Here is a 13,202-nt window from a genome sequence, read left to right on the forward strand (position 1 = left end):
CAGCACTTGCCGTGCCCGACGGCACCTGCGGCGGCTACAGGCCCTGCGGATAAGTCTCCGGCGGCTCGCCCGAATGCCAGCCGCTGGTCGGGTCCAGCGGCGTGACGGCGCTGGTGCGGTCGATATGGATCACCGCGTCGAACTGGCGCGGCAGCTGGGCCATGAAGTAGTGGCTCTGGCGCTCGGTGCGCGGCAGGTACAGCACGCCGATCGCCCGTTCCAGCCGTTCCTCCATCAGCACGTCGCGCGCGGGGCCCGGGTCGCGCAGCGGCAGGAAGAAGCGCTCCAAGCCGACGCTATGCAGCAGGTGTTCGTAACTGCCGGGCATCCCGGGGCGCACGTGCTTGTGCAGGGCCGGACCGTCCCACTCCGAGGCGGCCGTCACGCGGCCGTCGTAGGTGGTGAAGCCGATCAGGCAGGCGTCGTTGCCGTAGGCCTTGCGCGCCAGTTCGCCGACGTTCCATTCGCCCTGGCGCCCGATCTCGGTCGCGCGTGCATCGCCGATGTGGGAGTTGTGCTCCCAGACGACGATCTTGGCCGGCTTGCCGTCGCGCGACAGGTGGCGCGCCAGCGCGTCGAGGGTCTCGGCCATGTGGCTGTCGCGCAGGTTCCACGACGAGATGCGGCCCCGGAACATGGTGCGGTAGTACTCTTCGGCGTTCTTGACCAGGCGCGCGTTCTGCTGCGCGTAGAAGAACGCATCCTCCGAGCCGGCGCCGTCGGCCTGCATGTAGTCGAAGGCGCGCTGCTGCAGTTCCTGCAGTGCGGCGTGCACGCCCTGCTGGCAGGATTCGGACAGCCCGACGCCGGTGGCATAGCCGTAGTGCTGGCTGTCTTCGCCGTAGTGGTCGAAGCAGGCGTAGCGGCGGCGCGTTTCCTGCGCCGCCACCGGGTCGACTTCGTCGAGGTAGCGGATGACTTCCTGGATCGAGGTGAACAGGCTGTACAGGTCGAGCCCGTAGAAGCCGGCCTTGGTCGCGGCGGCGTCGTTGCGCCGGCGTAGCCACTCGACGAACTCCAGGACCGAGGTATTGCGCCACATCCAGGCCGGAAAGCGCTCGAAGCCGGACAGGGCGGCGCGGCCGTCGGCGTCGCCGCCTTCGCCGCGCACGTAGCGGTTGACGCGGTAGGCGTCGGGCCAGTCTGCTTCCACGGCGACGGCGGTAAAGCCTTTTTCCTCGATCAGGCGCTGGGTGATGCGGGCGCGCTCGTCGTAGAACTCGGCCGTGCCGTGGGTGGCTTCGCCCAGCAGGACGAAGCGCGCGTCGCCGACCAGGTCCAGCAGCGGATCGTAGTCGGACGCCGCGCCGGACAGCGGGTGGGCGGCGGAGCGGATCACGCCGGTTTCATAGTCGGTGACGGTCGCCATGGCCCGGTACTTTAATGCAGGTAGCGGCTGCCCTGCTGTTCGGCAGCGGGCGTGAAGGGCACGTCCTCGACATCGGTGGCGAGCTTGTTGCTGTAGCCGGCGCCGGTCCAGGTCGAGGTGCCGCGCAGCAGGCCGCCCAGGCCCTGGGTGCGCCCGCTGCTGCGTGCGAGCAGGGCCAGGCCGGCCAGTCCGGCCAGCAGCCCGAGCGGCGAACGGCGCACCAGGCCGAGCATGCCGATGAGGCCGCCGCCGACCAGGGCGGTGTTCGAGCCGCGCGGACCGCTCACGCTGTCGCCCAGGCCGTGCAGGAATTGCGACAGGCGGCTCGGCTCCTGGTAGCGCGCATCGTAGCGGCGGTCGGATTCGTAGCGGTTGTGATGGCTGTCGCGGTGGCTGTCGCGGTAGCTGTCGTGGCGCGGGGCCGGCGCGCGGCCCGTGTCGGAGATGGCGCGTTCCATGCCGCGGCCGGAGCCGGAATCGAGCCGGTCCATCGTGCGCTGGGCGGCGTATTCGGTGCGGTCCCTGGCCTGCCTTGCGCTGTCCTGCAGGCGCTCGACCATGGGGGCGGTCGTGGCATGCAGCCGGCTGGCGCCGCGGGCGAGGGCGTCGGCCGCGCTGTCCTTGACGGCGCCGATGCTGCCGGCCGCGCTGTGCAGCGCGTGGCTGGCGCTGGCGCCGGTGCGTGCGCCCGCTTCGCGCAGCGTCGACAGCGCGCGCCTGCGGCGCGTCGCACCCCGCTCGGGGTCGAGCAGGTACATCATCAGGGCGCCGGCTGCTGCTGCACCTATCCATTTGCCGACGCTGCCCACGTCGGTTGCCGTCTCGGTTGGTATCGGTTTCATGTCCGCTCCTTTCTGTTGTTCTGGTTGTCATGCTCCGGGCTGCTGCCGCGCACGGCAGGCGTGGCCCATGCCTGCGCCAGCAGGTCCTGCACTTCCTCGTCGCTCGTTTGTCCGAACGCACGGTAAAACTGGCCCACCGCATGGAAGCGGGGCGGGGCGAGCGGGCAGACGACCTCGTTGGCCTCCTGCTCCAGCCGCTGCACGGTATCGGGCGCGCCCACCGGGGCCGCCACCACGATACGCTCCGGTCCCTGTCGCCGTACGACCTGCACCGCCGCCAGCATGGTGGCGCCGGTCGCGATCCCGTCGTCGACCAGGACCACGCAGCGGCCCGCGATCCGGGGTGGCGGGCGTCCCCCTCGGTAGAGGCGGTCGCGCCGCCCGAGTTCGGCCAGCTCGCGTTCGGTCACCTGGTCCACCTGTTCCTGCGTGACGCCGAGCAGGCCCGGGACGCCCGGGTGCAGCACACGTACGCCGCCGCTGCCGATCGCGCCCATCGCGTATTCCTCCTGGTGTGGCATGCCGAGCTTGCGCACCAGCAGGACGTCGAGTTCGGCGCCGAGCGCGCGTGCCACCTCGAAGGCGACCGGAACACCGCCGCGCGGCAGGCCCAGCACGATGACGTCGCCGTGCCCGGCGAGATGGGCCAGCGCGCGCGCCAGCTGCCTGCCGGCGTGAAGCCGGTCCTTGTAGCCCTGGGTGTCGAACATGGTGCGGCGAATCCAGCGTGAAACCGTAAAGTACAAAACAAGCGACAAAGCAAGCGCAGCTGCACGGCACACAGCAGGGCAGCTGCCCGGTACAAGGTAAAGCACAGCCGCATCGCGCCACGGCAGGGCGCCGCAACGCGATGCGCGGACCACCTGGCGGCGGTCCGCTGGCCGTTGACGCGATGGCCGGAGGAATGCCTACTGGATGGTCAGCCGGCGTGCTTCAGTGCCCTGCTTTTTCGGCAGGCTCAGCTGCAGTACGCCGTTCTCGAGCCGCGCCTGCGCCGAAGCATCGTCGACTTCGGAGGGCAAGGCGAAGCTGCGCATGAACTTGCGTGCGGTACGTTCAGCATACACCACGGTTTCGCCGTCCCGGCGTTCGTTTGCCGTGCGGCATTCTGCTTCGATCGTGATGCGCTGCCCGTCCACCGAGACCTTGATGTCCTCCTTCGACACACCCGGCAGGTCGGCCTGGATCTCGTAGGTCTTCTCGGTTTCGGTCACGTCCAGGCGGGGTGCCGCGGCGCCGTCGCCGGTCCAACGCTGCCCCTGGGCAAGTGGGGAGAAGAAGTCTTCGAACATGCTCTCGACCATGCGTCCGAACTGGTCTTCGACTGCGCCCGGACGGTAGGCCGGCAGCGAGGGGGTGCCCCTTCTGATCAGATTCATGATGGCCTCCATGGATGAATATTGATGTTCGCCGGCGGATGCCGGCAATGTCTTTATAGGATGGGAGGAGGCGGATTTCAAGCGGGCCCGGCGAGAGCGCGGAGGGCTTGCGCATGGGGGGTAATACAGGATTTCATGCGCCAGCCCTAGCCCATATGAGGCGCAAGTGGTCAACCCAGCAGTCGGCGATGGAAACGCAGGTGATCCTCGACGAAGCTCGAGATGAAGTAATAGCCGTGGTCATAGCCCGCATGGCGGCGCAGGGTCAGGGGCTGGCCTGCACGGGCGCAGGCTTCCTCGAAGGCATCCGGATACAGCTGCTCGGCCAGGAATTTGTCGGCCAGTCCCTGGTCGATGAGGATGCCGCCGGGGAAGGGGGCCGTCGTCATGTCGTTCATCAGTTCGGTCGCATCGTAGGCCCGCCATGCCGCCTCGTCCGCACCCAGGTAGCCGCCGAAGGCCTTCTTGCCCCAGGGGCAGCGCATCGGCGCGGCGATCGGGGCAAAGGCCGAGACCGAGCGGAACAGGTCCGGATTGCGCAGCGCCAGCATCAGGGCGCCGTGGCCGCCCATCGAGTGGCCGAAGATGCCGACCCTCGCCGGATCCGCCGGCAGCGTGGCCAGTACCAGTTGGCGCAGCTCGAGGATGTGGCTGTACATGCGGTAGTGGCGCGACCATGGCTCCTGGGTCGCATCGACGTAGAAACCAGCGCCCGCGCCGAAATCCCAGCTGTCGGTTTCGCCCGGCACGCCGGCGCCGCGCGGGCTGGTGTCCGGGGTCACCAGGATCAGGCCTTCCTGCGCCGCCACGCGCTGGGCGCCGGCCTTGATCATGAAGGTCTCTTCGGTGCAGGTCAGGCCGGCCAGGTAGAACAGCACCGGCAGGCGCTTGCCTTCGGCGCCCGGCGGCAGGTAGACGGAAAAGCGCATCGGCAAGCCGATGACCTCGGACGCGAAGGAGTAGAAACGCTGGACGCCGCCGAAGCAGGCATGTTCGCTGAGCAGTTCAGGCATGGGTATCGTGTTAAGGATGACAATACCGCCAGTATGCCCTGCGCAGCGCCAACCTGCCAGTCAGACGACATTCAGACGCACTTCAGACAAACCCGAGCGCACCGAGCACGGCGCCGGCGCCGAGCATCCATAGCAGGTGCAGGCGGGTGCGCCAGATCACGAGGCAGCTCACGCCGGCCAGCAGCCAGAGCGGCCAGCCGCTGCGCTGCGGTCCCGCCGTCGCCAGCAGCCAGCTGGTTGCCAGCAGCATCGCGATGACGACCGGCGCCATGCCCTGCTTGAAGGCGCGCACCGCGCGCAGCTCGCGGTTGCGGTGTCCCCATTGCGCTACCTGGTAGGTAAAGATGGTGGAGGGCAGCATGATGCCGACCATGGTCGTGAGCACGCCAGCAAAGGCGGCGAGGGTGCTGCCGGTGTTCATGCCCACATGCCAGCCCATCAGTGCGACGAACAGCACGTTCGGTCCGGGCGCGGCCTGGGCCAGGGCGATCGATTCGCTGAACTGGGACTGGCTCAGCCAGCCCTTGTCCTCGACCAGGTAACGGTGCATGTCGGAGGTGGTCGAGATGGCGCCGCCGAGCGACATCAGCGACAGCATCAGGTAATGGACGAACAGGCTCAGCCAGTCGCCCCAGCCAAGGACGAGTGCGGGCGCCGCCCCGGAAGCGGTCATGGTCGCAACCTGCGCCAGGCGAGCAGGCAGCCGAGGCCGCCGAGCGGCGGCAGCACCCACACGAGCGGCACGCGCACCCACGCCAGCAGCACGAAGCCGGTGGCGGCAATGCCCGCGCACCAGGCCAGCGGCATCGCGTTCTTCGTCAGCGCCGTGGACAGCTTGAGCCCGGCTGCGGCGATGAGCCCGGCCGATACCGCCGCCATGCCGCGCAGGGCGCCGGCCACCGCCGGATTGTCTGCAAACCGTGCATGGACCGCCACCAGCACCAGCACCACGACCAGCGGCACGGCCAGCAGTCCGGCCAGGGCGCACATGGCGCCGGCCAGGCCGTACCAGCGCGCACCGATCATCATCGCCAGGTTGACCACGTTCGGGCCCGGCATGATTTGCGCCACCGCCCAGTCTTCGATGAATTCCTCCTGCGTCAGCCAGCGCTTGCGCTCGACCATTTCGCGCTGGACGACCGGCAGCACGCCGCCGAAGCCTTGCAGGGCAAGGACGGTGAAGGATACGAAGACGTCGGCCAGCGAGGTGGGACGCGGCCGGTCGGCGGGCAGGCCGGTTGGGGGCGGAGCGGTAGCGGGTACTGTCATCCCGGCATTATTACTGGATGGCGGCCAGGCTGTCCACGCGCCGCGTCGCCGGGCGGGCTTGCCCGCCCGGGTATTCAGCCTCCGCCGATGCCGCGCATGACCTTGCCGCTGCCGCCGCAGTTGGGGCAGGGCTTGCCGTCGGCCAGCTTGCCGCTGCCGGAGCAATCCTCGCAGATGTCTTCGCCGGCGCCGGGGGTGCCCGGTTCGGCTTCGTCGCCGGGGTTCATGTCGGGATCGGTATGCATGTTCATGGAAACCTCGCTCGTGTTCGTTCGGTCACAGGTCCGGCCAATTGTAGGCAACGTGCGCAACCGGTGGCGCAGCGCTGAGAAGCGAGTGGGCGCCAAGCATAAAAGTAGATCCAGGTGTTTGATTTATCCCTGATATTGACATTGATCGTTCTTGGGCCATACTCATGCAACGCAGCCCTCCACTCCCTGAATGGCCGGGAACATGATGCAGCCAGACGCCGTCTTTCCACGTACCGATGCGCGGCGCGACTTCCGCCAGCGCGATATCGTCGACCTTGCCCTTGCGCTGGCGCCTGCCTACGGCACCATGTCCGCATTGGAATACCTGAAATCCCACTGCGTCGATGCGCGCGTCATTGCGCGGGTGTTGCTGGAGCCGGGCCGACGCCGTAGCGACCGGCTCGCCCAGCCGGCATGAGTCACCGCCTGGCCTTGGCCGCGCGGCGCAAGTCCCCTACCGCTTATACACATTAATTTCCCAAGAATAATTTTACTGCCGTGGGTGATGCGCACGCGAGACAGTGACGTAAACCCTTGATTTATGGGGTTATCAAAGCTGCCTTCCCAATAGGCAAATTGTTGAAACCCGCATGTATGGCCGCGTTCGCCATGTCAAGTCCCCGCTTTTCCACATAGTTATTCACAGACTTTGTGGATATCCGGAAAACTTTTTATAGATCCGCCACTTAGCGTGACTTCTACATGTAATGCATGACGAATTTTCATCGTTGCCCGAGCCGCCTTGCGTGGCCGCCGCAGCGCACGCGCGGGCGGGACTTGCGTGTTGGAACTGGATAAATGTACAGTATGTCATTTCCCGCGTTGTCCACATGATGCCCGCCGTTCTCGACCCGCCCACGACCGACGACCCTTTCGCCAGCCTGAACGCCGAACAGCGCGCAGCCGTCGAGCATGACATCGGCGCAGCGCTGGTCCGGCCGCTGCTGGTCGTTGCCGGCGCCGGCTCCGGCAAGACCAATACGCTGGCGCACCGGGTGGCGCGGCTGATCCAGTCCGGCGCCGATCCGCAGCGCATCCTGCTGCTGACCTTCTCGCGCCGTGCAGCGGGAGAAATGGGCAAGCGCGCCAGCGGGGTGCTGCAGCGCCTGCTGGGCAAGGGCAGGACGCAGTCTCCGGTCACGCTGCCCTGGGCCGGCACCTTCCATGCGATCGGCGCGCGCCTGCTGCGCGACTACGCGGGCCGCATCGGCCTGGTCGACTCGTTCACCATCCACGACCGCGGCGACGCCGAAGACCTGATGGGATTGGTGCGCCACGAGATCGGCTTGTCGAGGACGGAAAAGCGCTTTCCGCTGAAAGGCACCTGCCTGTCGATCTACTCGCGGGTCGTCAACAGCCGCGAGCCGCTCGACAAGGTGCTGCAGTCGACCTTCCCGTGGTGCAGCGAGTGGGAGGGGCGGCTCAAGACCCTGTTCGGTGCCTACGTGGATGCCAAGCAGGAACAGAACGTCCTCGACTACGACGACCTGCTGCTGTTCTGGGCCGAGATGGTGGCCGATCCCGAGCTGGGCCCCGAGATCGGCGCGCTGTTCGACCACGTGCTGGTCGACGAATACCAGGACACCAACCGCCTGCAGGCGGCCATCCTTGCCGGCATGAAGCCGGGCGGCGAGGGCGTCATGGTGGTCGGCGACGACGCGCAGTCGATCTACGCCTTCCGCGGCGCGACGGTGCGCAACATCCTCGACTTCCCGAAACAGTTCTCGCGCCCTGCCGAAGTCATCACACTCGAACGCAACTACCGTTCCACGCAACCCATCCTCGATGCCTCGAACGCCGTCATCGCGGCCAGCGTCGAGCGCCATGCCAAGACCCTGTGGACCGACAGGGCTTCCAGCCTCAAGCCCCAGCTGGTCCTGATCCCGGACGAGGCCGAGCAGGCGCGCTGGGTCTGCAACCGCATCCTGGAGCACCGCGAGGCCGGCATCGCGCTGACCCAGCAGGCGGTGCTGTTCCGCGCTGCCAGCCACAGCGCCGCGCTGGAGCTGGAACTGATGCGCCGGAATATCCCGTTCGTGAAATTCGGCGGGCTGAAGTTCCTCGAAGCGGCCCACATCAAGGATGTGCTGGCGGTGCTGCGCTTTGCCCAGAACCCGAACGGACGCCTGGCGGGCTTTCGCGTGGCCCAGCTGATTCCCGGCGTCGGTCCGGCGACGGCCACGCGCCTGCTCGATGCCGTCGGCGAGGCCGCCGACCCGGTCGCGGCGGTCGAGGCTTTCGTGCCGCCAGCGCGCAGCAAGCAGGACTGGGAAGCGTTCTGCGCGCTGTACCGGCGCCTGCGTACGCCGGGCTTGCGCTGGCCCGCCGACATCGAGCTGGTCAAGGCCTGGTACTTGCCGCACCTGGAACGCATGCACGACGATGCCCAGGTGCGCGCCGCAGACGTCGAGCAGCTGGCGCTGCTCGCGGGCGGCCACGCGACGCGCGAGAGCTTCCTGGCCGAGATCACGCTCGACCCACCGGAAGCGACCAGCGACCGCGCCGGGCCGCCGCTGCTGGACGAGGATTACGTGATCCTGTCCACCATCCATTCCGCCAAGGGCCAGGAGTGGAAGTCGGTGCACGTGCTGAACGTGGTCGACGGCTGCATCCCGTCGGACATGAGCACGGGCACCCAGGACGATATCGAGGAAGAGCGGCGCCTGCTGTATGTGGCGATGACCCGCGCCCGCGAGCACTTGCACCTGGTCGTGCCGAACCGCTTCTTCATCAGGCAGCAGGCCCAGATGGGTGACCGCCACGTGTACGCCGCACGCACGCGCTTCATCACGCCGGCCATGCTGAAGCATTTCGAGGAGGCCGCCTGGCTCAGCGCCGATACCCCGCAGGTGCGCAAACCGATGCCGGAAACGGTGCGGATGCTGGTACGGGAGCGCGCCCGGAACGCGTGGAAATGACGGCAAATGCGCTCACGTTGACGACTTATCCCCTACGAACAGATTTTGTAGGAATTTGCCGCATTACACCACACTGCAGGCTTTCGGCTCTTCGCTAAGCGATTGATTTCATGGGATTTTTGTTTTGCCTGCAGAACGGGCATTTTGTTGAAACCCGCATTCCTACTAGGCTTCCGGCTTGTCAAGAGGTGCTTTTCCACACAGTTATCCACAAATCTTGTGGATAGCAAAAAATGCTCAACAAAATCAGTCGTTTAGCGGCGCAATTTGAGAAAGATCAAGAGCTAACGCCGTTGCAATTGACTGCAAGGCAGCAAGTGCATTCATCTCCAATGCAACACCATGGTGGACATCGGCTGCGCGCGGGTTGATCCGGATGAGCGGTACACCTTGTGCTTCGGCCATGCGGCGGACCGACGGGATGTCCACGCCGGCGCCGAGTTCGACCACGGCGAGACGGCGCACGCCTGCCCGCCACCGCGCGAAGCGTTCGTACTGCGCTTCGGTGCGCTCCGGCAGCCAGGCGCTGTCGTTGAACATCAGGATGTTGGGCCGGGCCAGGGCACCGCAGCGCGGACAGTGTGGCAGGGCCGAGACGAGGCGGCATGTGCCCGGGTCGACCTCGGGCACGAAGCCGTCCGCAGGCCAGATATCGTCCGTGCAGGGGCGGGTGCACTGCAGGTGAAGGATCGACCCGTGGCATTCGACGATCGTCTGCGGTGCGAATCCGGCCGCCTGGAATTGCCCGTCCACGTTGCTGGTGAAGACGAATCCGCCCCGCGCCATGCGCGCGGCGATCGCGCGCAGGATCTGGAAGCCGTCGTGCGGCCGGGTTGCGCGGTACAGCGCCAGCCGGTGTCCGTAGAAGCCCCAGGCCAGGTGCGGATCGTTCCCGAAGCTGTCCGGGCAGGCGATCTCGTGGAAGGCCAGGCCAAGGCGGGCCAGCGGCGGGTAGGCGCGCCAGAAGCCGGTCGTTCCGCGGAAGTCCGGCAGGCCCGAATCGACGCCCATTCCGGCGCCGGCCGCGACCAGCACTCCGTCGGCGCCCGCCAGCAGCGCCGCCGCTTCGGCGATGGCGTGCTCACGCGGCTGCATGTCGGGTGGCCTGTTTCAGGCGGTCGAGTTCGGCCAGGAAGCGTTCCGCGGCCAGGCCCGGCGCCCACGGTTCCCATGGCGCGCAGCCGTAGTGGCTCGCCAGCGGGTCCTGCTCCAGCACCTGGGCGCGGATCTTGAGCGTGCGCCGCACTTCCTCGCGCGTCCAGCCGGTCACGTGCACCGCCTCGGTCGCGGCGGCGAGCCGGTCGGCCTGCTTGTGCAATCTGTGCTCCTTCTCGGTCCAGGCCGGCAAGCCGTAGCGCAGGAACACCGCCTGTTCCAGGCGCCGGGTAAGTGCGCGGAAGCCTTCGCCCAGGAACGGCTTGATGACCGACACGGCATCGAAGCCGAGCAGGCCTTCCTCGGCGTCATGCAGCAGTTCGCGCAGTTCCTGCAGCGGGGTGGGGGCGGGCGCCAGCGCGCGCCGCAGCAGCATGACGGCGATCGAGTGCTGGGCGACCGACAGCGGCAGCGGCCAGGCCGAGTGGCCGCCCCAGCGGTAGGTGCGGGCCAGGCCCAGTGCCAGGTCGGCATCGTCCCAGTCGAACGGGGTCGGGTTGAGCAGGTCCAGCCGTTTGCCCGAAGGCATGCGGACCCAGGCGCGTGCGTCGAAGGCGCTGGATGGGGTGTGCATGTGGCGATTTTACACATGGGCCGGCGCATTCTCCGCATAATTGATGCAAGCAAAGACGCTTTGCGGGCGTGTCCTTACACTGGACCGGTTGGGCGGGCCGGCCCGGGCACAGGAGGCGAACATGACGGAAGGTAAGCTGCTGGATCCACAGCCGGGATCGCGGCCGGATGCACGGGGGGATTCGCAGTTGCATTGCGATCTGCTGGTCGTGGGCGGCGGCATCAACGGCGCCGGCATTGCGCGCGACGCAGCCGGACGCGGCCTGCGGGTGATCCTGTGCGACAAGGACGACCTCGGCGCCCACACCTCGTCCGCCTCCAGCAAGCTCATCCATGGCGGCCTGCGCTACCTGGAGCACCGCGAATTCGGCCTGGTGCGCAAGGCCCTGCAGGAACGCGAGACCCTGCTGCGCATCGCCCCCCATATCATGCGGCCCTTGCGCTTCGTGATGCCGCATTTGCCGGGCCACGCGGGGCAACGTCCGGCATGGCTGATCCGCGCCGGACTGTTCCTCTACGACCGGCTGGCGCCGCGCGAATTCCTGCCGGGTTCGGAAGCGGTGGACCTCGTCAACCATCGCGCCGGCGGCTCCCTGAAGCCGTCGTTCACGCGCGGCTTCGTGTACTCCGACGGCTGGGTCGACGATGCCCGGCTGGTGGTGCTCAACGCCCTCGACGCGCATGAGCGCGGTGCGCAGGTGTTCACCCACACGCGCTGTACCGCCTTCGAGCGCCATCCTGCGCACTGGATGGCGACGCTGGTGCAGGCAAACCGGGACGGGGACGGTGCCACGACGCGCCGCGTCAAGGCGCGCTGCCTGGTCAATGCGGCCGGTCCGTGGGCGGGGAGGGTGGCCCATGTCGCGCTGGGCAGCGCGCCGAAGCGCCGGCTGCGCCTGGTCAAGGGCAGCCACATCGTGGTGCCGCGCCTGTTCGACCACTCCTACGCCTATATCTTCCAGCACGCGGACGGCCGCATCGTGTTCGCGATGCCCTACGAAGGCGCGTTCACCCTCATCGGCACCACCGACGTCGAGTTCCAGGGCGACCCGGACGAGGTCGGCATCGCGGCCACCGAGACCGCCTACCTGTGCGAGCTGGCCAACAGCTACTTCCGGCGCCCGATCGCACCGTCGGACGTGGTGTGGAGCTATTCCGGCGTGCGCCCCCTGCTCGAGGACGAGGCGGCAAGCGCCGCAGCGGCCACGCGCGACTACCTGCTCGGGCACGACACCGCGGCCGCGCCGATGCTGTCCGTTTTCGGGGGCAAGATCACGACCTACCGCAAGCTCGCCGAGCAGGCGGTCGACTGGATCGGCCCCGCACTCGGCCGGCCGGCGCCGGCCTGGACCGCCGGGGCCGTGCTGCCCGGGGGCGACCTGTTCGGCGGCGCACCCGACAGCCGCAGCGTGCTCGAGTTCGACCGCTGGCTGGTCGCCCTGCAGCGCCGCCACGGCTGGCTGCCCCCTGGCCTGGCGCAGCGCTGGGCACGCGCCTACGGCACCCGCATCGACGCCCTGCTTGCCGGCGCGCGCCGCATCGAAGACCTGGGCGAGGAGGTGGCGCCCGGCCTGTACGCCGCCGAGCTGCACTACCTGATGCGGCACGAGTGGGCCCGCTGCGCCGCCGACATCCTCTGGCGCCGCAGCAAGCTGGGACTGCACCTGCCGCCGGGCTGTGCCGACGAGCTGGACGCCTGGATCGCGGGCCGGCGCAGCCCGCACCATTGCGTGGCGCTCGGCGAACCGGCATAGGCCAGCCTTCCGGGCTATGATGGCGGTCCATTTGCCACTCGACAGGACTGCCGTCATGCGCCTCTACACCAGTTCCCGCGCCCCCAATCCGCGCCGCGTCGCCATGTTCATGGCGGCCAAGGGCATCACGGGAATCGAACAGGTCGAGGTGGACCTGAATGCGGGCGCGCACCGCAGCGGCGAGTTCCTGGCCCTGAACCCGCTGGCACGGGTGCCGGTGCTGGCGCTCGACGACGGCCGCGCCCTGAGCGAAACACGGGCCATCTGCACCTACCTGGAGGGGCTGTACCCGGAGCCGAACCTGATGGGGGTGGACGCCACCGAACGCGCCTTCATCGAGATGGCGGACCGGCGCATGGAACTGCACCTGATGCTGGAGATCGCCCAGTGCGTGCGCCACACGCACCCGGGGCTGGCGGTGCTGGAGCAGCCCCAGTTCCCCGAGTTCGGCGCGGCGCAGGGGCAGAAGATGCGCACGACGGCGCGCTGGCTCGACGGGGAGCTGGCCAGGCAACCCTATGTGGCGGGAGAGCGCTTCACGATCGCGGACATCACGGCGTTCTGCGCGCTGGAGTTTGCGCGCGGGTTGATGCGGTTCCGGCCGGGGGAGGAGGGGATGGCGAATCTGCAGGCGTGGCGGGACCGGATTGCGGCCATGTACAAGGGTTGAACCGCGGCC

Annotated in this window: 14 protein-coding genes; 4 read left to right on the forward strand and 10 right to left on the reverse strand. The window is 68.0% G+C overall.

The features are described 5' to 3' along the window. Nucleotides 1-34: 34 nt before the first annotated feature. The 8 genes from ACFFJK_RS01205 to ACFFJK_RS01240 all read right to left on the reverse strand — a co-directional run bounded on the left by ACFFJK_RS01205 (nucleotide 35) and on the right by ACFFJK_RS01240 (nucleotide 6,123). Nucleotides 35-1,369: an erythromycin esterase family protein gene (locus ACFFJK_RS01205; RefSeq protein WP_379677242.1), complete on the reverse strand. Its 1,335-nt coding sequence runs from the start codon at nucleotides 1,367-1,369 to the stop codon at nucleotides 35-37. A gap of 11 nt (nucleotides 1,370-1,380) precedes the next feature. Continuing rightward, on the reverse strand, nucleotides 1,381-2,211 hold the full coding sequence (locus ACFFJK_RS01210; RefSeq protein WP_379677243.1) for a hypothetical protein: 831 nt from the start codon (nucleotides 2,209-2,211) through the stop codon (nucleotides 1,381-1,383). After that, nucleotides 2,208-2,921, reverse strand: coding sequence for a phosphoribosyltransferase (locus ACFFJK_RS01215; RefSeq protein ID WP_379677244.1), 714 nt, complete (start codon nucleotides 2,919-2,921; stop codon nucleotides 2,208-2,210). The genes ACFFJK_RS01210 and ACFFJK_RS01215 overlap by 4 nt, the downstream gene beginning before the upstream one ends. Nucleotides 2,922-3,119: 198 nt before the next feature. Further along, a complete protein-coding gene (locus ACFFJK_RS01220; RefSeq protein WP_379677245.1) occupies nucleotides 3,120-3,590 on the reverse strand; it encodes an Hsp20/alpha crystallin family protein in 471 nt (156 codons plus the stop codon). Between the two features lie 170 nt (nucleotides 3,591-3,760). Beyond that, nucleotides 3,761-4,603 carry an S-formylglutathione hydrolase gene (fghA, locus tag ACFFJK_RS01225; RefSeq protein WP_379677246.1) on the reverse strand — a complete coding sequence of 281 codons (843 nt, stop codon included), beginning with the start codon at nucleotides 4,601-4,603 and terminating at the stop codon, nucleotides 3,761-3,763. A gap of 82 nt (nucleotides 4,604-4,685) precedes the next feature. Beyond that, nucleotides 4,686-5,276, reverse strand: coding sequence for a chromate transporter (locus tag ACFFJK_RS01230; protein WP_379677247.1), 591 nt, complete (start codon nucleotides 5,274-5,276; stop codon nucleotides 4,686-4,688). Beyond that, on the reverse strand, nucleotides 5,273-5,872 hold the full coding sequence (locus tag ACFFJK_RS01235) for a chromate transporter (RefSeq protein ID WP_379677248.1): 600 nt from the start codon (nucleotides 5,870-5,872) through the stop codon (nucleotides 5,273-5,275). Before ACFFJK_RS01235 ends, ACFFJK_RS01230 begins: the two co-directional genes overlap by 4 nt. Nucleotides 5,873-5,946: 74 nt before the next feature. Continuing rightward, nucleotides 5,947-6,123 carry a hypothetical protein gene (locus ACFFJK_RS01240; RefSeq protein WP_379677249.1) on the reverse strand — a complete coding sequence of 59 codons (177 nt, stop codon included), beginning with the start codon at nucleotides 6,121-6,123 and terminating at the stop codon, nucleotides 5,947-5,949. A 202-nt stretch (nucleotides 6,124-6,325) separates the two neighbouring features. Here ACFFJK_RS01240 and ACFFJK_RS01245 point away from each other — a divergent pair, with 202 nt between their 5' ends. Beyond that, nucleotides 6,326-6,541, forward strand: coding sequence for a hypothetical protein (locus ACFFJK_RS01245; protein WP_379677250.1), 216 nt, complete (start codon nucleotides 6,326-6,328; stop codon nucleotides 6,539-6,541). Nucleotides 6,542-6,956: 415 nt separating this feature from the next. Then, the gene (locus tag ACFFJK_RS01250) at nucleotides 6,957-9,041 is read left to right on the forward strand and encodes an ATP-dependent helicase (RefSeq protein ID WP_379677324.1); all 2,085 of its coding nucleotides are present in this window, start codon (nucleotides 6,957-6,959) and stop codon (nucleotides 9,039-9,041) included. Nucleotides 9,042-9,287: 246 nt separating this feature from the next. On the opposite strand, the gene ACFFJK_RS01255 is transcribed toward ACFFJK_RS01250, so the two are convergent. Next, nucleotides 9,288-10,136, reverse strand: coding sequence for an SIR2 family NAD-dependent protein deacylase (locus tag ACFFJK_RS01255; protein ID WP_379677251.1), 849 nt, complete (start codon nucleotides 10,134-10,136; stop codon nucleotides 9,288-9,290). Beyond that, the gene (locus tag ACFFJK_RS01260; protein ID WP_379677252.1) at nucleotides 10,123-10,770 is read right to left on the reverse strand and encodes a phosphohydrolase; all 648 of its coding nucleotides are present in this window, start codon (nucleotides 10,768-10,770) and stop codon (nucleotides 10,123-10,125) included. Before ACFFJK_RS01260 ends, ACFFJK_RS01255 begins: the two co-directional genes overlap by 14 nt. Nucleotides 10,771-10,891: 121 nt before the next feature. Here ACFFJK_RS01260 and glpD point away from each other — a divergent pair, with 121 nt between their 5' ends. Further along, nucleotides 10,892-12,523, forward strand: coding sequence for a glycerol-3-phosphate dehydrogenase (gene glpD, locus ACFFJK_RS01265; protein WP_379677253.1), 1,632 nt, complete (start codon nucleotides 10,892-10,894; stop codon nucleotides 12,521-12,523). 55 nt (nucleotides 12,524-12,578) lie between these two features. Further along, nucleotides 12,579-13,193 (forward strand): glutathione S-transferase family protein, encoded by a 615-nt coding sequence (locus tag ACFFJK_RS01270; RefSeq protein ID WP_379677254.1) that lies wholly within the window; start codon nucleotides 12,579-12,581, stop codon nucleotides 13,191-13,193. Nucleotides 13,194-13,202: the final 9 nt, after the last annotated feature.

The organism is Massilia consociata (assembly GCF_042432755.1).
Taxonomy (GTDB): Bacteria; Pseudomonadota; Gammaproteobacteria; order Burkholderiales; family Burkholderiaceae_D; genus Telluria; species Telluria consociata.

Bases quoted from the DNA above. Each gene is read 5' to 3' on its own strand.
- ACFFJK_RS01235 (WP_379677248.1), bottom strand. From the start codon at position 5,872: ATGACAGTACCCGCTACCGCTCCGCCCCCAACCGGCCTGCCCGCCGAC.
- ACFFJK_RS01270 (WP_379677254.1), top strand. From the start codon at position 12,579: ATGCGCCTCTACACCAGTTCCCGCGCCCCCAATCCGCGCCGCGTCGCC.
- ACFFJK_RS01210 (WP_379677243.1), bottom strand. From the start codon at position 2,211: ATGAAACCGATACCAACCGAGACGGCAACCGACGTGGGCAGCGTCGGC.
- fghA (WP_379677246.1), bottom strand. From the start codon at position 4,603: ATGCCTGAACTGCTCAGCGAACATGCCTGCTTCGGCGGCGTCCAGCGT.
- ACFFJK_RS01205 (WP_379677242.1), bottom strand. From the start codon at position 1,369: ATGGCGACCGTCACCGACTATGAAACCGGCGTGATCCGCTCCGCCGCC.
- ACFFJK_RS01220 (WP_379677245.1), bottom strand. From the start codon at position 3,590: ATGAATCTGATCAGAAGGGGCACCCCCTCGCTGCCGGCCTACCGTCCG.
- ACFFJK_RS01250 (WP_379677324.1), top strand. From the start codon at position 6,957: ATGCCCGCCGTTCTCGACCCGCCCACGACCGACGACCCTTTCGCCAGC.
- ACFFJK_RS01240 (WP_379677249.1), bottom strand. From the start codon at position 6,123: ATGAACATGCATACCGATCCCGACATGAACCCCGGCGACGAAGCCGAA.
- ACFFJK_RS01260 (WP_379677252.1), bottom strand. From the start codon at position 10,770: ATGCACACCCCATCCAGCGCCTTCGACGCACGCGCCTGGGTCCGCATG.
- ACFFJK_RS01215 (WP_379677244.1), bottom strand. From the start codon at position 2,921: ATGTTCGACACCCAGGGCTACAAGGACCGGCTTCACGCCGGCAGGCAG.
- ACFFJK_RS01230 (WP_379677247.1), bottom strand. From the start codon at position 5,276: ATGACCGCTTCCGGGGCGGCGCCCGCACTCGTCCTTGGCTGGGGCGAC.
- ACFFJK_RS01245 (WP_379677250.1), top strand. From the start codon at position 6,326: ATGATGCAGCCAGACGCCGTCTTTCCACGTACCGATGCGCGGCGCGAC.
- glpD (WP_379677253.1), top strand. From the start codon at position 10,892: ATGACGGAAGGTAAGCTGCTGGATCCACAGCCGGGATCGCGGCCGGAT.
- ACFFJK_RS01255 (WP_379677251.1), bottom strand. From the start codon at position 10,136: ATGCAGCCGCGTGAGCACGCCATCGCCGAAGCGGCGGCGCTGCTGGCG.